The following is a 14,368-nucleotide window of genomic DNA, read 5'->3' as shown; positions in this document are numbered from 1 at the left end:
GATGAAAACAAAACTGTTCGTCCTGGCAATGGCCCTCAGCTTCGCCTCGGCGCAGGCGGCGGACCGCATTGCCTTTATCCCGAAGCTGGTAGGCGTGGGCTTCTTCACCAGCGGCGGCAATGGCGCGAAAGAGGCGGGGAAAGACCTCGGCGTGGACGTCACCTACGACGGCCCCACCGAGCCGAGCGTCTCGGGCCAGGTGCAGCTTATCAATAACTTCGTTAACCAGGGCTATAACGCCATTATCGTCTCCGCCGTGTCGCCGGACGGCCTCTGCCCGGCGCTCAAGCGCGCGATGCAGCGCGGCGTCAAGGTGCTGACCTGGGATTCGGACACCAAACCGGAGTGCCGCAGCATCTACATCAACCAGGGGACGCCGGAGCAGTTGGGCGGCCTGCTGGTGGAGATGGCGGGCAAGCAGGTCACCAAACCGAACGCTAAAGTGGCGTTCTTCTACTCCAGCCCCACCGTTACCGACCAGAACCAGTGGGTGAAAGAGGCGAAGGCCAAAATCGAGAAAGATCATCCGCAGTGGCAGATCGTGACGACCCAGTTTGGCTATAACGACGCCACCAAATCGTTGCAAACTGCAGAAGGGATCTTAAAAGCGTATCCGGATCTGGATGCGATCATCGCCCCGGACGCCAACGCGCTGCCAGCGGCGGCGCAGGCGGCGGAAAACCTGAAGCGCGAAGGGGTGGCGATTGTCGGCTTCAGCACGCCGAACGTGATGCGTCCGTACGTTGAGCGCGGCACGGTAAAAGCCTTCGGCCTGTGGGATGTCGTACAACAGGGCAAAATTGCGGTCAATGTCGCCGATCGCCTGCTGAAAAAAGGCGATCTTAACGTCGGCGACAGCGTGGACGTAAAAAATATCGGGGCGCTGAAGGTCGAGCCGAACAGCGTGCAGGGCTACCAGTATGAGGCGAAGGGCAACGGCATCGTGCTGCTGCCGGAGCGCGTGGTGTTCACCAAAGAGAACATCAGCAAATACGATTTCTGACGGGGGAGCAAATGGCTGATTTAGACGACATCAAAGACGGCAAGGATTTTGGCATCGGCACGCCGCAGCAGAACGTGCCTTACACCCTGAAGGGCTGCGGCTCGCTGGACTGGGGCATGCAGTCCAGGCTTGCGCGCATCTTCAACCCGCAGAGCAACCGCACGGTGATGCTGGCCTTTGACCACGGCTACTTTCAGGGGCCGACCACCGGCCTTGAGCGTATCGACCTCTCCATTGCGCCGCTGTTTGGTGAAACCGACGTGCTGATGTGCACCCGCGGCATCCTCAGGAGCCAGGTGCCAGCCGCGACGAACAAACCGGTGGTGCTGCGCGCCTCCGGGGGTAATTCGATTCTGGGCGAGCTGTCGAACGAGTGCGTGGCGGTGGCGATGGAGGACGCGCTGCGCCTGAACGTCTGCGCGGTGGCGGCGCAGGTGTACATCGGCAGCGAGTTTGAGCATCAGTCGATCAACAACATCATCAAGCTGGTTGACGCGGGCGCGCGCTACGGCATGCCGACGCTGGCGGTAACGGGCGTCGGCAAAGAGATGGCGCGTGACGCGCGCTATTTCTCGCTCGCCAGCCGCATCGCCGCCGAGATGGGGGCGCAGTTCGTCAAAACCTACTACGTGGACGAGGGCTTTGAAAAGGTGACCGCAAGCTGTCCGGTGCCGATTGTCATCGCCGGGGGCAAAAAGCTGCCGGAGCACGAGGCGCTGGAGATGTGCTGGCGCGCGATTGACCAGGGCGCGTCCGGCGTGGACATGGGGCGCAACATCTTCCAGTCCAGCGCGCCGCTCGCCATGCTGAAGGCGGTGAAGAAAGTGGTTCACGAGAACTGGAATGCCCGCGATGCGTTCCAGTTCTGGCAGGAAGAGAAACAGGGAGAAGCAAAATGAACGTGACGCTGGTTGAAATCAACATCAAGCCCGAGCGGGTGGACGAGTTTCTGGAGGTGTTTCGCGCCAACCACGAGGGGGCAATCAAGGAGCCGGGAAACCTGCGCTTTGACGTATTGCAGGACCCGAGGGTCAAAACCCGGTTCTTTATCTACGAGGCCTATAAAGACGAAGAGGCGGTGCAGGCGCATAAGCAAACGCCGCACTACCTGGCGTGCGTGGATAAGCTCGAAGAGCTGATGTCGGAGCCGCGTAAGAAACGCAGTTTTGTGGGGTTGTTGCCGGAGTAGCGGCTTTGCCCGGTGGCGCTGCGCTTACCGGGCCTACGGGGGCGGGATGGTACGGTGTTTGCCCGGTGGCGCTGCGCTTACCGGGCCTACGGGGTGCGGGATGGTGCGGTGTTTGCCCGGTGGCGCTAACGCTTACCGGGCCTACGGGGGCGAGGCTGTGTTGATTTTGTAGGCCGGGTAAGCGCGAGCGCCACCCGGCGTTGTTCAGGCCAGCGCCAGATCCGCAAGTATCGCAGCAAGCGCTTCGCGCGGCTCACCCTGAAGAGCCTGAAGCGGGAAGGGGAGCGCGGGTGTTTCAACTTTCCCCAGCATCTCTGCCGCTGCCGCTACCACCCGTAAGCTGCCGTATCGACGGAACAATTCCCACAGCGGCTCCAGCCGCTCGGATTGTGCCGCCTCTTTCGAACGGGCAATCGCCAGCGCTGCTTGCGGAAACAACCCGCCAACCACCGAATACCAGACGTCAAACCCGGCCTGCAGGGCGGAGGCCGCTCGCCAGTCACCGGCGATGCCCAGCGTGACGTTTTCAGGAAGGCGAGCGCGTACCTGCAACAGGTCCTCCGGCACGCGGCCAAGCTTTATGGACCCAATATTCGGCAGGGCCGCGGCGGCAAATAACAGTTCATCGCTAAACGAAAAACCGGTCGTGGCGGGATTATCGTAAATGCACAGCGGTATGGAGAGCTGGCGGGTCACCGTTTCATAGAGATGAAACACTTCGTCTTCCGTTAATCGCTGGTACGACACGGGTGCCAGAAGCACGCCGGAGACGCATGCCGATTGCGCGTCGTCAGCCAGACGCAGAATATCGTCCAGTCGTAATGCGCCGATGCTGACGATGACCGGAATGTCATCAGCATGCGCCACCGCGCAGCGTGCGATCCGGCCGCGCTCTTCAACGGTCAGATAGGCATAACTTCCCGTTGAGCCCAAAATGCCCAGTGAATCGACGCTAGCGTCGACAACGGGGCGCAGAAGATTGATGAAGGAGTGCTCGTCAAACGTCCCCTCCCTAAGGGGCGTTAACGGAAACGCGCTTAACCCGTGAAACATCGTGTTGTCCTCTTACAGCGTCAGCAGCTGAACCCGAGCCGTGGATCCCGGCATCAGTCGCTGCAGGTTGTTGATCAGCTCTTCTCCTGCTTCTTCCAGTGCCGCAAGCGGCATCGACGGCAGGCTTTCGAGAATAAACCACATAGACGTCGCCCGGCTGTCCAGACGCGTACGCACCCCCTGTCGCCAGTTCCAGCGGCGGCAGGTGACGCCGAGGTCATCTCGCCAGATAACCTCGCCAGCATCCGGGTATTCCACCACCGGCTGGCCCTCTTTCAGGGTATCAAACGGCTCGCTGCCCTCGGCCAGCGTCAGACGCGGCGCGCCCGAGTACGCCGCGAGATTTTCCCCTCCCACCGGAATGGCATAGCGAATGCTCACCGCGTTATAGATATCCACGACCGGATCCAGCGACGGCAGCGAACCGTCTTTCAGCACCCGCTTGCGCAGGGCCGCGGCGGAACAGGGCGTGCGTTTTGGTTTCGCGCCGAAGGCTTTAAACACCTCATCCCAGCCTGAAAGGTGCGCATCAGCCCACGGCACATCATCATTCAACATCTGCTGGCAGGCCTGCGCCAGCGCGGCGGCGGCAACCTCCGGGTGAGTAATCGGCGCAGCTTCAACCAGAATGCTCAGCGCTCGAAAGCCCGGGGCAATCCCGGCAAGACGCGAATCTATTGACGGCGTAACGAGAGACATAAATAATCCTGTATTGACTGTTTTATACCATGGTAGTGACCAATGACTGATAAAGTCAATATAATGACTGATTCGGGTGCCGATGTTGCCCAGGTAAGCTTGGCCGTGGCGAACCGTATCCGCAACTGGCGTAAAGAGAAAAAGCTGTCGCTGGACGAGCTGTCCCGCCGTGCCAGCGTCAGCAAAGGCATGCTGGTGGAGATCGAAAAGGGCGCAGCCAACCCCAGCATCGCCATTTTGTGCAAGCTGGCCGCCGCGCTCGGCATCTCCGTGGCGGATATCGTCAACGTCTCCAGCGAGCCGCTGGTGCATGTTATCGAAGAAGCGGCGATCCCGGTGCTGTGGCAGGGGGCACAGGGTGGACGCGCCAGACTGCTGGCGGGTACGGCAGGCCCGGACATGATTGAATTATGGCAGTGGGAGATGCAGCCGGGGGAGTGCTTTACCTCTCCGGGGCACCCGGCGGGAACCTTTGAGCTGCTGCACGTAAACGAGGGCGTTTTAACGCTGACGGTGGACGAGACGGTGACCCGGGTTAACGCTGGCGCATCGGCGGTGGCGAAAACGGAAGCGGCGCACGGCTACGCCAATGAAGGCGATACCATGCTTCGCTTCACCATGACGGTGGCGGAGTTTCACCGATAAAAAACTGCCGGGTAGCGTAACGCCACCCGGTGTTGATTACGCCTCTTCCACGCTCACCCGCAGCGCTGCCAGCGCTTTACGTGCCGCTTTCAGCACCTGCTCACACTGCTCAATCGTCAGCGTCAGCGGCGGTTCTATGCGGATGGTTTTCGAGTTGTTGAGCGTTCCGGCCACCAGCACACGCTGGCGGAACATCTCGCTCGCGAAGCTATAGCCGGTTTCGTTATCAACAAACTCAATCGCCATCAGCATTCCTTTCCCGCGCGCGTCCTGTACCAGGTCCGGATACTCCCGGCCTAGCTGACGGAAGCCGTCCAGCAGCATGTCGCCTTTCTGCTCCGCCTGGGCGGGCAGGTTTTGCTCCAGCAGTACGTTGATGGTCGCCAGCGCGGCCGCACAGGCCAGCGGGTTGCCGCCAAAGGTGGTGGTATGCAGGAACGGGTTGTCGAACAGCACCGAGAAGACCTCCTCGGTGGCCACCGTCGCGCCAATTGGCATCACGCCGCCGCCCAACGCCTTCGCCAGGCACAGAATGTCCGGCTGAACGTTTTCGTGCTCGCAGGCAAACATCTTGCCGGTGCGCCCCATCCCGGTCTGGACTTCGTCGAGGATCAGCAGGGCGCCAAACTCATCGCACAGCTGACGCACGGTGGGCAGATAGCCCTGCGGAGGGAGGATCACGCCGCCTTCGCCCTGAATCGGCTCCAGGATCACCGCGGCCACGTCATCGCCGGTTTTACGGCATTCGCTTAGCACGGTGCGCATGGCGTTGATGTCGCCAAACGGCACGTGGCGGAAGCCCGGCAGCAGCGGCATAAACGGTTTGCGGAAGGTGGATTTGGCGGTAGCAGACAGTGCGCCCAGGGATTTACCGTGGAACGCGCCGCTGGTGGCGATAAAGGTGAATTTCCCGCGCGGCGACTGGTACGCTTTGGCGAGTTTAATCGCCGCTTCGACCGATTCCGTGCCGCTGTTGCTAAAGAAGCTGTACTTCAGTTTGCCCGGCGTCAAGGCCGCCAGCGTTTTCGCGAGCATGGCGCGAAGCGGGTCGAGCAGTTCCTGGCTATGGAGAGGTTGTTTCGCAAGTTGATTCTGTACGGCGGAAACCACAACTGGATTACGGTGCCCCACGTTGAAAATTCCAAAACCTCCCAGGCAATCTATAAACTCCTGTCCCTGGGTGTCGACAAGCGTGTTCAGACTTCCCGCTTGCCACTCTACGGCTCCGTAATCCCCGCCGGCGGTAACAGATTTGCGATACTCCAGAAACCCTGGATTGACGTGCTCTTTAAAGTAATCGATGACCTCTCGGTTAAGTTGTTTCATCTCCTCATGATCGAGCGTTCGCTTCTCAATGAGATTCAGTGCGTGCGCGGTACAGGCAAGAGCCGAGGCGCTGGAAGGTAACCTGTTCAAAATGTGCTCCCGGGGATCGCGTATCACATGATACTGGTTTAAGTATTGCAGGGATTACGCCACTTCAGATGCCTTAACGAAAATCGGGATAAACGCCAGGTTAAAATAATGTTGCACAATATTTAATCATGCCGGAGCAACCGAAACGGGATTTAGCGGTACAGGGAAGAGAGGATAAATGAGGGCGAAAAAGCGCGGCTGCACTAAAAAAGTGCATTCGCTGCTACTTAAGTGGGCATTAACTGGTCATGCTTTATAGGTAATTTCTTTGCGAAAGTATTTGAAATCAATGAATTATAAAATCGTACAAAAAGTATGGTTTAAGTGAAATCTGCGATCTTCATCAAGTTTAACAACTAAAGATAAATTGTTTACCGCCGAAAAAACATTGACCCACAAAATTAACATTCAAATAACCTGCAAGGGATGCCCACGATGTCCTCTCCAACCTATGTCACCCAGAATGAATACCCTCTGGACGATGACACCACCTTAATGTCTACCACAGACGTCCACAGCTATATCACACACGCCAACGACACCTTTGTGCAGGTGAGCGGCTACCAGCTTGATGAGCTGACGGGCCAGCCGCACAATATGGTGCGCCACCCCGACATGCCAAAAGCCGCGTTTGCCGATATGTGGTACACGCTGCAGCAGGGCGAGCCGTGGAGCGGGATTGTCAAAAACCGGCGTAAAAACGGCGACCACTACTGGGTGCGTGCGAATGCGGTACCGATGGTGCGCCGCGGGCAGGTGACGGGCTATATGTCGATTCGCACCAGAGCCACAGCGGAAGAGATCGCCGCCGTGGAGCCGCTCTACCGGGCGCTGAACGACGGGCGCTGTAAGAAACGTGTGCACAAGGGGCTGGTGGTTGGAAAAGGCTGGCTGGGCAAACTGCCGGCTATGCCGCTGCGCTGGCGCGTGCGCAGCGTGATGGTGGCGCTTTTTGCCGTACTCGCCGCCACGCTGGTCGCGACCTCCGCCGGGTGGATGCCGCTCGCCGCAGCCGCACTGGTGATGCTGCTGGGGGCTCTGCTGTTTGAGCAGCAGATTGTCCGCCCGGTAGAGAATGTGGCCCGACAGGCGCTGAAGGTCGCAACTGGTGAGCGCAACAGCGTGCAGCATCTGAACCGCAGCGACGAGCTGGGGCTGACGCTGCGCGCGGTCGGGCAACTGGGCCTGATGTGCCGCTGGTTAATCAATGACGTGTCGAGCCAGGTGGTGAGCGTCCGTGACGGCAGCGACAGGCTGGCGCAGGGAAATGAAGATCTGAACGATCGGACGCGTCAGACCGTGGCGAACGTGCAGCAGACCGTCGCGACAATGAACCAGATGGCCGCTTCCGTTCAGAGTAACTCTGAAACCGCCGCCGAGGTGGACAAACTCTCCGTGGCCGCGAGCAGCGCGGCGACGAAAGGGGGTAACGCGATGCAGACTGTCGTTAAAACCATGGATGACATTGCCGACAGCACGCAGCGAATTGGCTCGATTACCTCCCTGATTAACGATATCGCTTTCCAGACCAATATTCTGGCGCTGAACGCAGCGGTCGAAGCGGCAAGGGCAGGGGAGCAGGGCAAAGGTTTTGCCGTGGTCGCGGGCGAAGTCCGCCATCTTGCCAGCCGCAGCGCCAGCGCAGCGAATGATATTCGTAAACTGATTGATGCCAGCGCCAACAAGGTGCAGTCCGGCTCCGAGCAGGTGCACGCCGCAGGCCGTACGATGGATGATATTGTCGAGCAGGTGAAAAACGTGACGCAGCTTATCGCCCAGATCAGCCACTCGACCTCCGAGCAGGCAACCGGACTGTCAGAATTGACCCGCGCGGTCGCCGAACTCGACAGCATCACGCAGAAAAACGCCGACCTGGTCGAGGAGAGCGCCCACATTTCCGCGATGGTGAAGCACCGCGCTGGACGCCTTAAGGATGCGGTAACCGTGCTCCACTGATTCAATAATGTTCCGGAAAAGCCGTTTATTCCGTAAGGAATAAACGGCGTTTTATTTTCTGGTTGTGACTATTAATGTATTTTATTGTTAATTTAATATTAAATAACTAAAGAAAGTGCGTCAGTTATTTATCCCTGCCTAAGTCAATTATTCCGAACGCTATTTTGAAAAATACCCTTCCGGTGGTCTGGTAACGATCGATGGAGCAATATTAATAGCCTGTACCTATCCATTGTGACGGTTATGAAATAAAAAAACGATCAAACTCATAAAGTTAGCAAAATCGTTACCGATAACAGCGATCGTCTGAGAAATAATCACATCGATGGAGAAAATATGTTCTTACATGACGTAAAGATCGGCACGAAATTATTTCTGGCGTTTGGATTCTTTATTGTCCTGATGGCGATCAGCGCGAGCCTGTCTCTGCTGAGCCTGAACCGGGCTAATAACGGGATGCAATCCATTATTACCAGTGATTATCCAACCACGGTAAAAGCGAACCAGTTAATCGATAACTTCCAGGAATTTATTAGCACACAACAGCTGATGCTGCTGGACGAGCAGGGCACCTACACGGGGCAATCTCAGCAGCGCCTGAAAGAGATCAGCGAGCACATCACGGTGATCCTGGGCGAGCTGAACAACGCGCTGCAGGATCAAAAGTCTCAGCAGGTGCTGGCGGATATCCGCAGCGTGCGCCAGCAGTATCTGGACTCGCGCTACCGCATTTTGCAGGCGGTGCAGAACAACAATCGTGCGGGCGCTATTCAGGAGATGATGACCACCACCCTCGCCGTGCAGCAGGCTTATAAAGCGAAGGTGAAGGAGCTGATTACCATTCAAAACAGTGAGATGCAGAGTGCAGGGGCGCAGGTGGAAGGAGATTTCAGGTCTAACCGCCTGCTGCTGATCCTGATCACGCTCTTTAGCGTCGTGGCAGGCAGCCTGATTGGCTGGTTTATCGTGCGCGCTATCACACGTCCGCTCGGCGAGGCGGTGCATTTTGCAAAAGCCATTTCAGAGGGCGACCTGACGGGCAGCATCACGCCACACGGCAAAGACGAAACGGGTCTGCTGCTGCATGCGCTGATGGAGATGAAGACGCGACTGCTGGACATTGTGCAGCAGGTGCAAACCGGCTCGGAGAATATCTCCAGCGCGGCCGCGCAGATTGTCGCCGGGAACCAGGATCTGGCCGCGCGCACGGAAGAGCAGGCAAGTTCTGTCGAACAGACCGCCGCCTCGATGGAGCAGATCACCGCGACGGTGAAAAATACCGCCTCGCATACCGGGGAAGCCACCAACCTCTCGGCGGATGCCGCCACGGTGGTCAAAAACAACGGTGAGATGATGAAGCAGGTGACCAGCAAAATGCGCCTGATTAACGAAACATCGAACCGGATGTCCGACATTATCGACCTGATCGACGCCATTGCGTTCCAGACCAACATTCTGGCGCTGAACGCGGCGGTGGAAGCAGCGCGCGCCGGCGAGCACGGCCGCGGCTTCGCGGTGGTGGCCGGCGAGGTGCGCCAGCTTGCCCAGAAGAGCGCGTCGTCTGCCAGCGAAATCCGTGAACTGATTGAGAGCTCCACCAGCCAGACTCAGGATGGGATGAACCTGGTCGAAAAAGCGAGTGGGCTGATCAACGGGATGGTCGGTAACGTGGAAGAGATGGACGTGATCCTGCGGGAAATTCGCCAGGCCAGCCACGAGCAGACGGAGGGTATCTCGCAGATTAACAGCGCGATTGGCCTGATTGACGCCACCACCCAGCAGAACTCCGCGCTGGTGGAGGAGTCTGTGGCTGCGGCGGCATCGCTTAACGAACAGGCGATGCACCTGAAAGAGCTGGTGCGCGTCTTCCGCGTGAGCGAGCACGCTCCGGCTTAATCCAGCTGGGAGATCTCGAGCGCCGCGCGGTCAATGACGCCGATAATCTGCTTGAGCTGCGCGTCGCTGAGCTCTCCCTGATTCACCTTCAGGTCTAACACCGCTTTGAAGTTATCCAGAGCCCGCTTCATCTGCGGGTTTTTGCGCAGCTGAAAACCGACGGAACGCGCTTTGATACGCACCTGGATCTGTTCCAGCTGTTCCCGGTTTTCGTCCAGCCAGCGTTGTCCTTCAGCAGTAATCGCAATCTTCTTACGACCGCTCTCCTCTTCCGTGATGGTGATAAAGGTCTGATCCTGAAGATAATCCAGGGTTGGATAGATCACCCCTGGGCTCGGGGTGTAATTCCCCTGGGTCAGATTCTCGATCTCTTTGATCAGCTCGTAGCCGTGGCTCGCGCTGCGGGTCAGGATATCCAGAATCACCAGCCGCAGATCGCCGTGGCCAAAAAAGCGCGGTCGGCGCCCGCCGCTGTCGTGTTCGTGTCGCATAACAGATCCTTTAATTTGATATATCTAAACTATATCTAAGATATATTCAGATGCAATCTAAAAGATCTTGCATTTTTACTGACTAGTAATCATTATCATTTGAAAATTAATTTAGATATATCGTATTCACCAGAGAAGGGGCTACAAATGGCATCTACCCGTTACCCACAGCGTGTTCGTAATGACCTGCGTTTTCGCGAGCTGACGGTGCTCCGCGTTGAGCGCGCCAGCGCGGGTTTCCAGCGCATTGTTCTAGGCGGCGAGGCGCTGGAGGGCTTTAGCTCCCGGGGTTTCGACGACCATACCAAAGTCTTTTTCCCGGCCCCAGGGGCGGTGTTTGTACCGCCGGTGGTCACCGATGAAGGCATTGAATGGGGCGACGGCGTACGTCCTCAGGCGCGCGACTATACGCCGCTTTACGACGAGGCAAATCATGAGCTGGTTCTCGATTTCTTCATTCACGACGGCGGCATTGCCAGCCGCTGGGCGGTCGAGGCGAAAGCGGGGGACAGGCTGACCATCGGCGGCCCGCGCGGTTCGCTGGTGGTGCCGGAGGATTACGCCTGGCAGCTGTACGTGTGCGACGAGTCCGGCATGCCCGCGCTGCGTCGACGCTTAGAAAGCATTGCTAAACTGCCGGTTCGCCCGCAGGTTCATGCGGTAGTGACGGTCGGGGACGAATCTTATAAAGAGTATCTGGCACACCTGAGCGAGTTCGAAATCACCTGGGTGGTGGGCCATAGCGAGCAGGCGGTAGCGGACCATCTGGCGGCGCTGACCGTTCCTGGGGAAGACTATTTCATCTGGCTGACCGGGGAAGGGAAGGTGGTGAAGACGCTGAGCCGTCAGTTTGAAACCGACGCGATTGACCAGCAACTGGTGCGTGCCAGCGCATACTGGCACGCCAAATAATCAGGCGGCGGAATCCAGCTGCGCTTCGCTCACCTGATGTTCGAGCGAGGCGCGGACCTCGTGCAGCGCCTTCTCCTGCTGAGCGAAGTACGCTTCCATATTGTTGAGCGATGAGACCAGCAGCCAGGACTCCTCTTTCTCCAGTTCCGCCAGCTCGTTCACTAAGATGTCGATCTGCTCGCGGACCTGCGCCATTTTTTTGCGGATACGTTCCAGATCGTTCAGCCTGTCGCTTGCCATCAGCGGCTCAAAGCCCTGCTGCAGGCGGGCCACCAGTGAGCGAATGGTTTTAACGTCACCACGCTGCTTCGCCTGGTTGAGCTGCACCATCATCGCGTTGGCTTCTTCTTTCAGGTCGTCCGCAACCAGATCCGGGTGGCAGAGCTTGCTCGCCTGACGCCACAGGCGTTTCAGCTCGTTCCGATCCTCTTCCGAGAGATCCTTGCCCTTGCGCAGCCGCACTTCGGCATCGTGGTGCTGCTCGCGATACTTCTCGTACTCTTCGTTAGCGTCGTCGCGCGCCTGACGCGCAGGCTCCTCTTCGCGCGTTAAGCCGCTTTCCAGCTCCAGCGCTTCGGCCAGCAGGTTGGCAATCAGATTGCTTTGCTGCTCCAGATGCTTACGCGCCTCAGCGGCCTGGACGGAGTCGGCCGGGAGATCGCGCCAGCGCTGGGTGAGCGTCGCCAGCACCTCTACCGCCTGCGCCATATAGCGCTGGCAGCGACGGTAATCTTCCTCGCGACGACGCGCTTCCGCCTGCTGGCGACGCAGGTTGAGCTCCGCAAGCGTTTTACGCAGGGCGAGGATCTGCTGCATCAGCGGGCCGAGACGGGAGAAATAGAGATCGTTGAACTCATCGAGCTGCTGCACACGGGCGTTGCGGCGGTCAATCAGATCGCGCAGACGCTCTTCCAGCGCCTTTAGCTCCAACTTGCTGGCGGCCACCTGCGGATCGCGCCATTGGGTCACGGCGCGCTGACCCTGCAGCCAGGCGGTAATTGCCGCCATCGCAGAGGTGTAGTTCTTCTCCTCAAGCGCCACGACGATTGCCTGTAGCTCATCGTCAAACGCTTCATTTTTCAGGCGTGTCAGCTGGCTCTGGATGATGTCGTCATCTTCCAGTTCAATGGCATTTTTAATGATTTCTAGCCGTTTGATCGGTGTGCTCATGATGCCTTTCGCTTTGGCGCTTAAGTATTTGAGTTAAGGTTAGTTGTTGTAAAAGCTACAGGAAATAATACACACGGATGATGATCGGCGCGATGGGGGATTTCTTTAATATTGCTTCAGATTTACCCTGCAAAAATCTGAAAATGTGCCAGAAGTATCCTTATTGTTTGTGTTGATATTTACACCATTTACTTTTTGAAATAAGTTGCTCGTTTTTTAACAGTCAAGTTTGAAAGCGGACTTTGAGCGGAGAGTAAATAGTGTTAAGGAAAACATCAACACGCACGGTGCTGGCAGCCATCCTGCTACTGGTGCCAGGCATCGCACTCGCCGCCCCGTTGTCGCCGGCCGACCGCACTACCATTCAGCAGCAACAGCAGCAACTGCTGGATGAAAACCAGCGCCAGCGTGAAGAACTGGAGCGCAGCGTGGTATTGCCTCGCCCTGTCAAGCCAGAAGATACTTCAGCGTCACAAGGTCCGTGTTTCTTCATCAGCCGCATTGAGCTGTCGGGAGCAACCCTGCTTTCGCCTTCTGCAAAAAAACAGTTGATCGCGCCGTGGCTGAATCAATGCCTTGATATTGCCCGTTTAAATACCCTGACTCACGCCGTGTCTGACTGGTACATCAGCCGGGGTTATATTACCAGCCGTGCATTTTTGACCGAACAGGATCTCTCCGGTAGTGTCCTCCAGCTTGCCGTTCTGGAAGGTAAGCTCCAGCAAATACGCCTTGAAGGCGTTCCTGCGCGCGCACTGAAGATGACCTTCCCCGGGCTCGAAGGAAAAGTTCTCAACCTGCGCGATATCGAACAGGGTATGGAACAGCTCAATCGCGTACGCCAGACGCCGGTTGAAATAGAAATATTGCCCGGCGACAGGCAGGGCTACTCGATCGTTAATCTGACGGCTACGCCAGAATTCCCGCTCAGCGGAACAGTGAGTTTCGATAACAGCGGGCAAAAGAGCACCGGGACCGGGCAACTCAATGGCGCGCTGTATGGCAATAACCTGCTGGGTCTGGCGGATAAGTGGTTTGTCAGCGGCGGGCGCAGCAGCGATTTTTCGAATAGCCATGATGCGCAGAATTTTGCCGCCGGGGTCAGCGTGCCTTACGGCTACGGCTTGCTGGACTACAGCTACAGCTGGAGCAACTACCTCAGCACCATCGACAATAACGGTTATCTCTGGCGTTCGACGGGGGATACTGAGACGCACCGCCTGACGGGATCCTGGGTGCTGTTCCGCAATGGCGATATCAAAACCGGCGTGTCGGCGGGCATCACGCACCGTATCAACCATAACTATCTCGACGATGTTCTGCTGGCCACCAGCAGCCGCAAGCTATCCAGTTTCTCACTGGGCCTTAACCACACGCAAAAAATCGCCTCCGGCGTGGCGACCCTGAACCCGACCTTTACTCAGGGGGTGCCGTGGTTTGGCGCAGAAGATGATAACGACAAGCATGGCGATGTGCCGAAAGCTGAGTTTCGCAAATGGAGCGTAAACGGCAGCTTTCAGCGCCCCGTTGCAGACAGGCTGTGGTGGCTGACCAGCGTCTACTTTCAGTGGTCGCCGGACCGGCTCTATGGCAGCGAGCGGCTGACGCTGGGCGGCGAAGCCTCCGTGCGCGGCTTTAAGGAGCAGTACATCTCCGGCGATAACGGTGGTTACTGGCGAAATGAGCTGAATTATTCGCTCTTTACGCTGCCTTGGGGAGGGGATGTCGGCCTGCTGGCTGCAATCGATGGTGGCTGGCTGAAGAAGGACGGTTTTGACCGTTACGCCTCCGGAACGCTGTGGGGGGCGGCACTGGGTCTTACGATGGCGCATCGTAACTACTCAAGCCAGTTTACCGTTGGCACACCGATGGCGTATCCGGACTGGCTGGGTCCGGATCGCCTCACGATTTATTACCGCGTATCAGTGGCTTTCTAAG

Annotated in this window: 13 protein-coding genes; 8 read left to right on the top strand and 5 right to left on the bottom strand. The window is 57.7% G+C overall.

The window, feature by feature from the left end:
• The first annotated feature begins 1 nt into the window (after position 1).
• Genes lsrB through lsrG form a run of 3 tightly spaced genes read left to right on the top strand, consistent with a single transcriptional unit; the run spans position 2 to position 2,192 of the window.
• Positions 2-1,003 carry an autoinducer 2 ABC transporter substrate-binding protein LsrB gene (lsrB, locus tag GVO84_RS19535; RefSeq protein WP_121424719.1) on the top strand — a complete coding sequence of 334 codons (1,002 nt, stop codon included), beginning with the start codon at positions 2-4 and terminating at the stop codon, positions 1,001-1,003.
• An 11-nt stretch (positions 1,004-1,014) separates the two neighbouring features.
• Entirely contained in the window at positions 1,015-1,902 is an 888-nt protein-coding gene (lsrF, locus tag GVO84_RS19530; protein WP_029741387.1) for a 3-hydroxy-5-phosphonooxypentane-2,4-dione thiolase, read from the top strand.
• On the top strand, positions 1,899-2,192 hold the full coding sequence (gene lsrG, locus GVO84_RS19525) for a (4S)-4-hydroxy-5-phosphonooxypentane-2,3-dione isomerase (RefSeq protein ID WP_159514963.1): 294 nt from the start codon (positions 1,899-1,901) through the stop codon (positions 2,190-2,192). Before lsrF ends, lsrG begins: the two co-directional genes overlap by 4 nt.
• Before the next feature lie 204 nt (positions 2,193-2,396).
• On the opposite strand, the gene GVO84_RS19520 is transcribed toward lsrG, so the two are convergent.
• Both GVO84_RS19520 and GVO84_RS19515 read right to left on the bottom strand, forming a co-directional pair.
• Complete coding sequence (locus GVO84_RS19520) at positions 2,397-3,245, bottom strand: dihydrodipicolinate synthase family protein (RefSeq protein WP_159514962.1); 849 nt, start codon at positions 3,243-3,245, stop codon at positions 2,397-2,399.
• A gap of 12 nt (positions 3,246-3,257) precedes the next feature.
• Entirely contained in the window at positions 3,258-3,944 is a 687-nt protein-coding gene (locus GVO84_RS19515) for a B3/B4 domain-containing protein (protein ID WP_159514961.1), read from the bottom strand.
• Positions 3,945-3,986: 42 nt separating this feature from the next.
• Here GVO84_RS19515 and GVO84_RS19510 point away from each other — a divergent pair, with 42 nt between their 5' ends.
• Positions 3,987-4,589 (top strand): helix-turn-helix domain-containing protein, encoded by a 603-nt coding sequence (locus tag GVO84_RS19510; protein WP_159514960.1) that lies wholly within the window; start codon positions 3,987-3,989, stop codon positions 4,587-4,589.
• A 36-nt stretch (positions 4,590-4,625) separates the two neighbouring features.
• Here the strand turns inward: GVO84_RS19510 and ygjG are convergent, their stop codons facing one another.
• Complete coding sequence (ygjG, locus tag GVO84_RS19505; RefSeq protein ID WP_201283080.1) at positions 4,626-6,005, bottom strand: putrescine aminotransferase; 1,380 nt, start codon at positions 6,003-6,005, stop codon at positions 4,626-4,628.
• Positions 6,006-6,440: 435 nt separating this feature from the next.
• Between ygjG and GVO84_RS19500 the strand changes: the two genes are divergently transcribed.
• Both GVO84_RS19500 and GVO84_RS19495 read left to right on the top strand, forming a co-directional pair.
• Positions 6,441-7,961 (top strand): methyl-accepting chemotaxis protein, encoded by a 1,521-nt coding sequence (locus tag GVO84_RS19500; RefSeq protein ID WP_159514958.1) that lies wholly within the window; start codon positions 6,441-6,443, stop codon positions 7,959-7,961.
• A gap of 336 nt (positions 7,962-8,297) precedes the next feature.
• Positions 8,298-9,857, top strand: a complete 1,560-nt coding sequence (locus tag GVO84_RS19495) for a methyl-accepting chemotaxis protein (RefSeq protein WP_024906426.1) — start codon at positions 8,298-8,300, stop codon at positions 9,855-9,857.
• Here the strand turns inward: GVO84_RS19495 and GVO84_RS19490 are convergent.
• Complete coding sequence (locus GVO84_RS19490; protein WP_023333504.1) at positions 9,854-10,348, bottom strand: PadR family transcriptional regulator; 495 nt, start codon at positions 10,346-10,348, stop codon at positions 9,854-9,856. The genes GVO84_RS19495 and GVO84_RS19490 overlap by 4 nt on opposite strands.
• A 147-nt stretch (positions 10,349-10,495) precedes the next feature.
• Here GVO84_RS19490 and GVO84_RS19485 point away from each other — a divergent pair, with 147 nt between their 5' ends.
• Positions 10,496-11,260, top strand: a complete 765-nt coding sequence (locus GVO84_RS19485) for a siderophore-interacting protein (protein WP_159514957.1) — start codon at positions 10,496-10,498, stop codon at positions 11,258-11,260.
• Here GVO84_RS19485 and GVO84_RS19480 read toward each other — a convergent pair whose 3' ends face one another.
• Entirely contained in the window at positions 11,261-12,430 is a 1,170-nt protein-coding gene (locus GVO84_RS19480; RefSeq protein ID WP_045353976.1) for a DNA repair protein, read from the bottom strand.
• Between the two features lie 260 nt (positions 12,431-12,690).
• Here GVO84_RS19480 and GVO84_RS19475 point away from each other — a divergent pair, with 260 nt between their 5' ends.
• Complete coding sequence (locus GVO84_RS19475; protein ID WP_159514956.1) at positions 12,691-14,367, top strand: ShlB/FhaC/HecB family hemolysin secretion/activation protein; 1,677 nt, start codon at positions 12,691-12,693, stop codon at positions 14,365-14,367.
• Position 14,368: the final 1 nt, after the last annotated feature.

Origin of the sequence: Enterobacter sp. SM3, from assembly GCF_009811935.2 — a bacterium.
Taxonomy (GTDB): Bacteria; Pseudomonadota; Gammaproteobacteria; order Enterobacterales; family Enterobacteriaceae; genus Enterobacter; species Enterobacter asburiae_D.
Note: the sequence above shows the minus strand (reverse complement) of the source record. Positions and strands in the feature narration are given on the sequence as shown.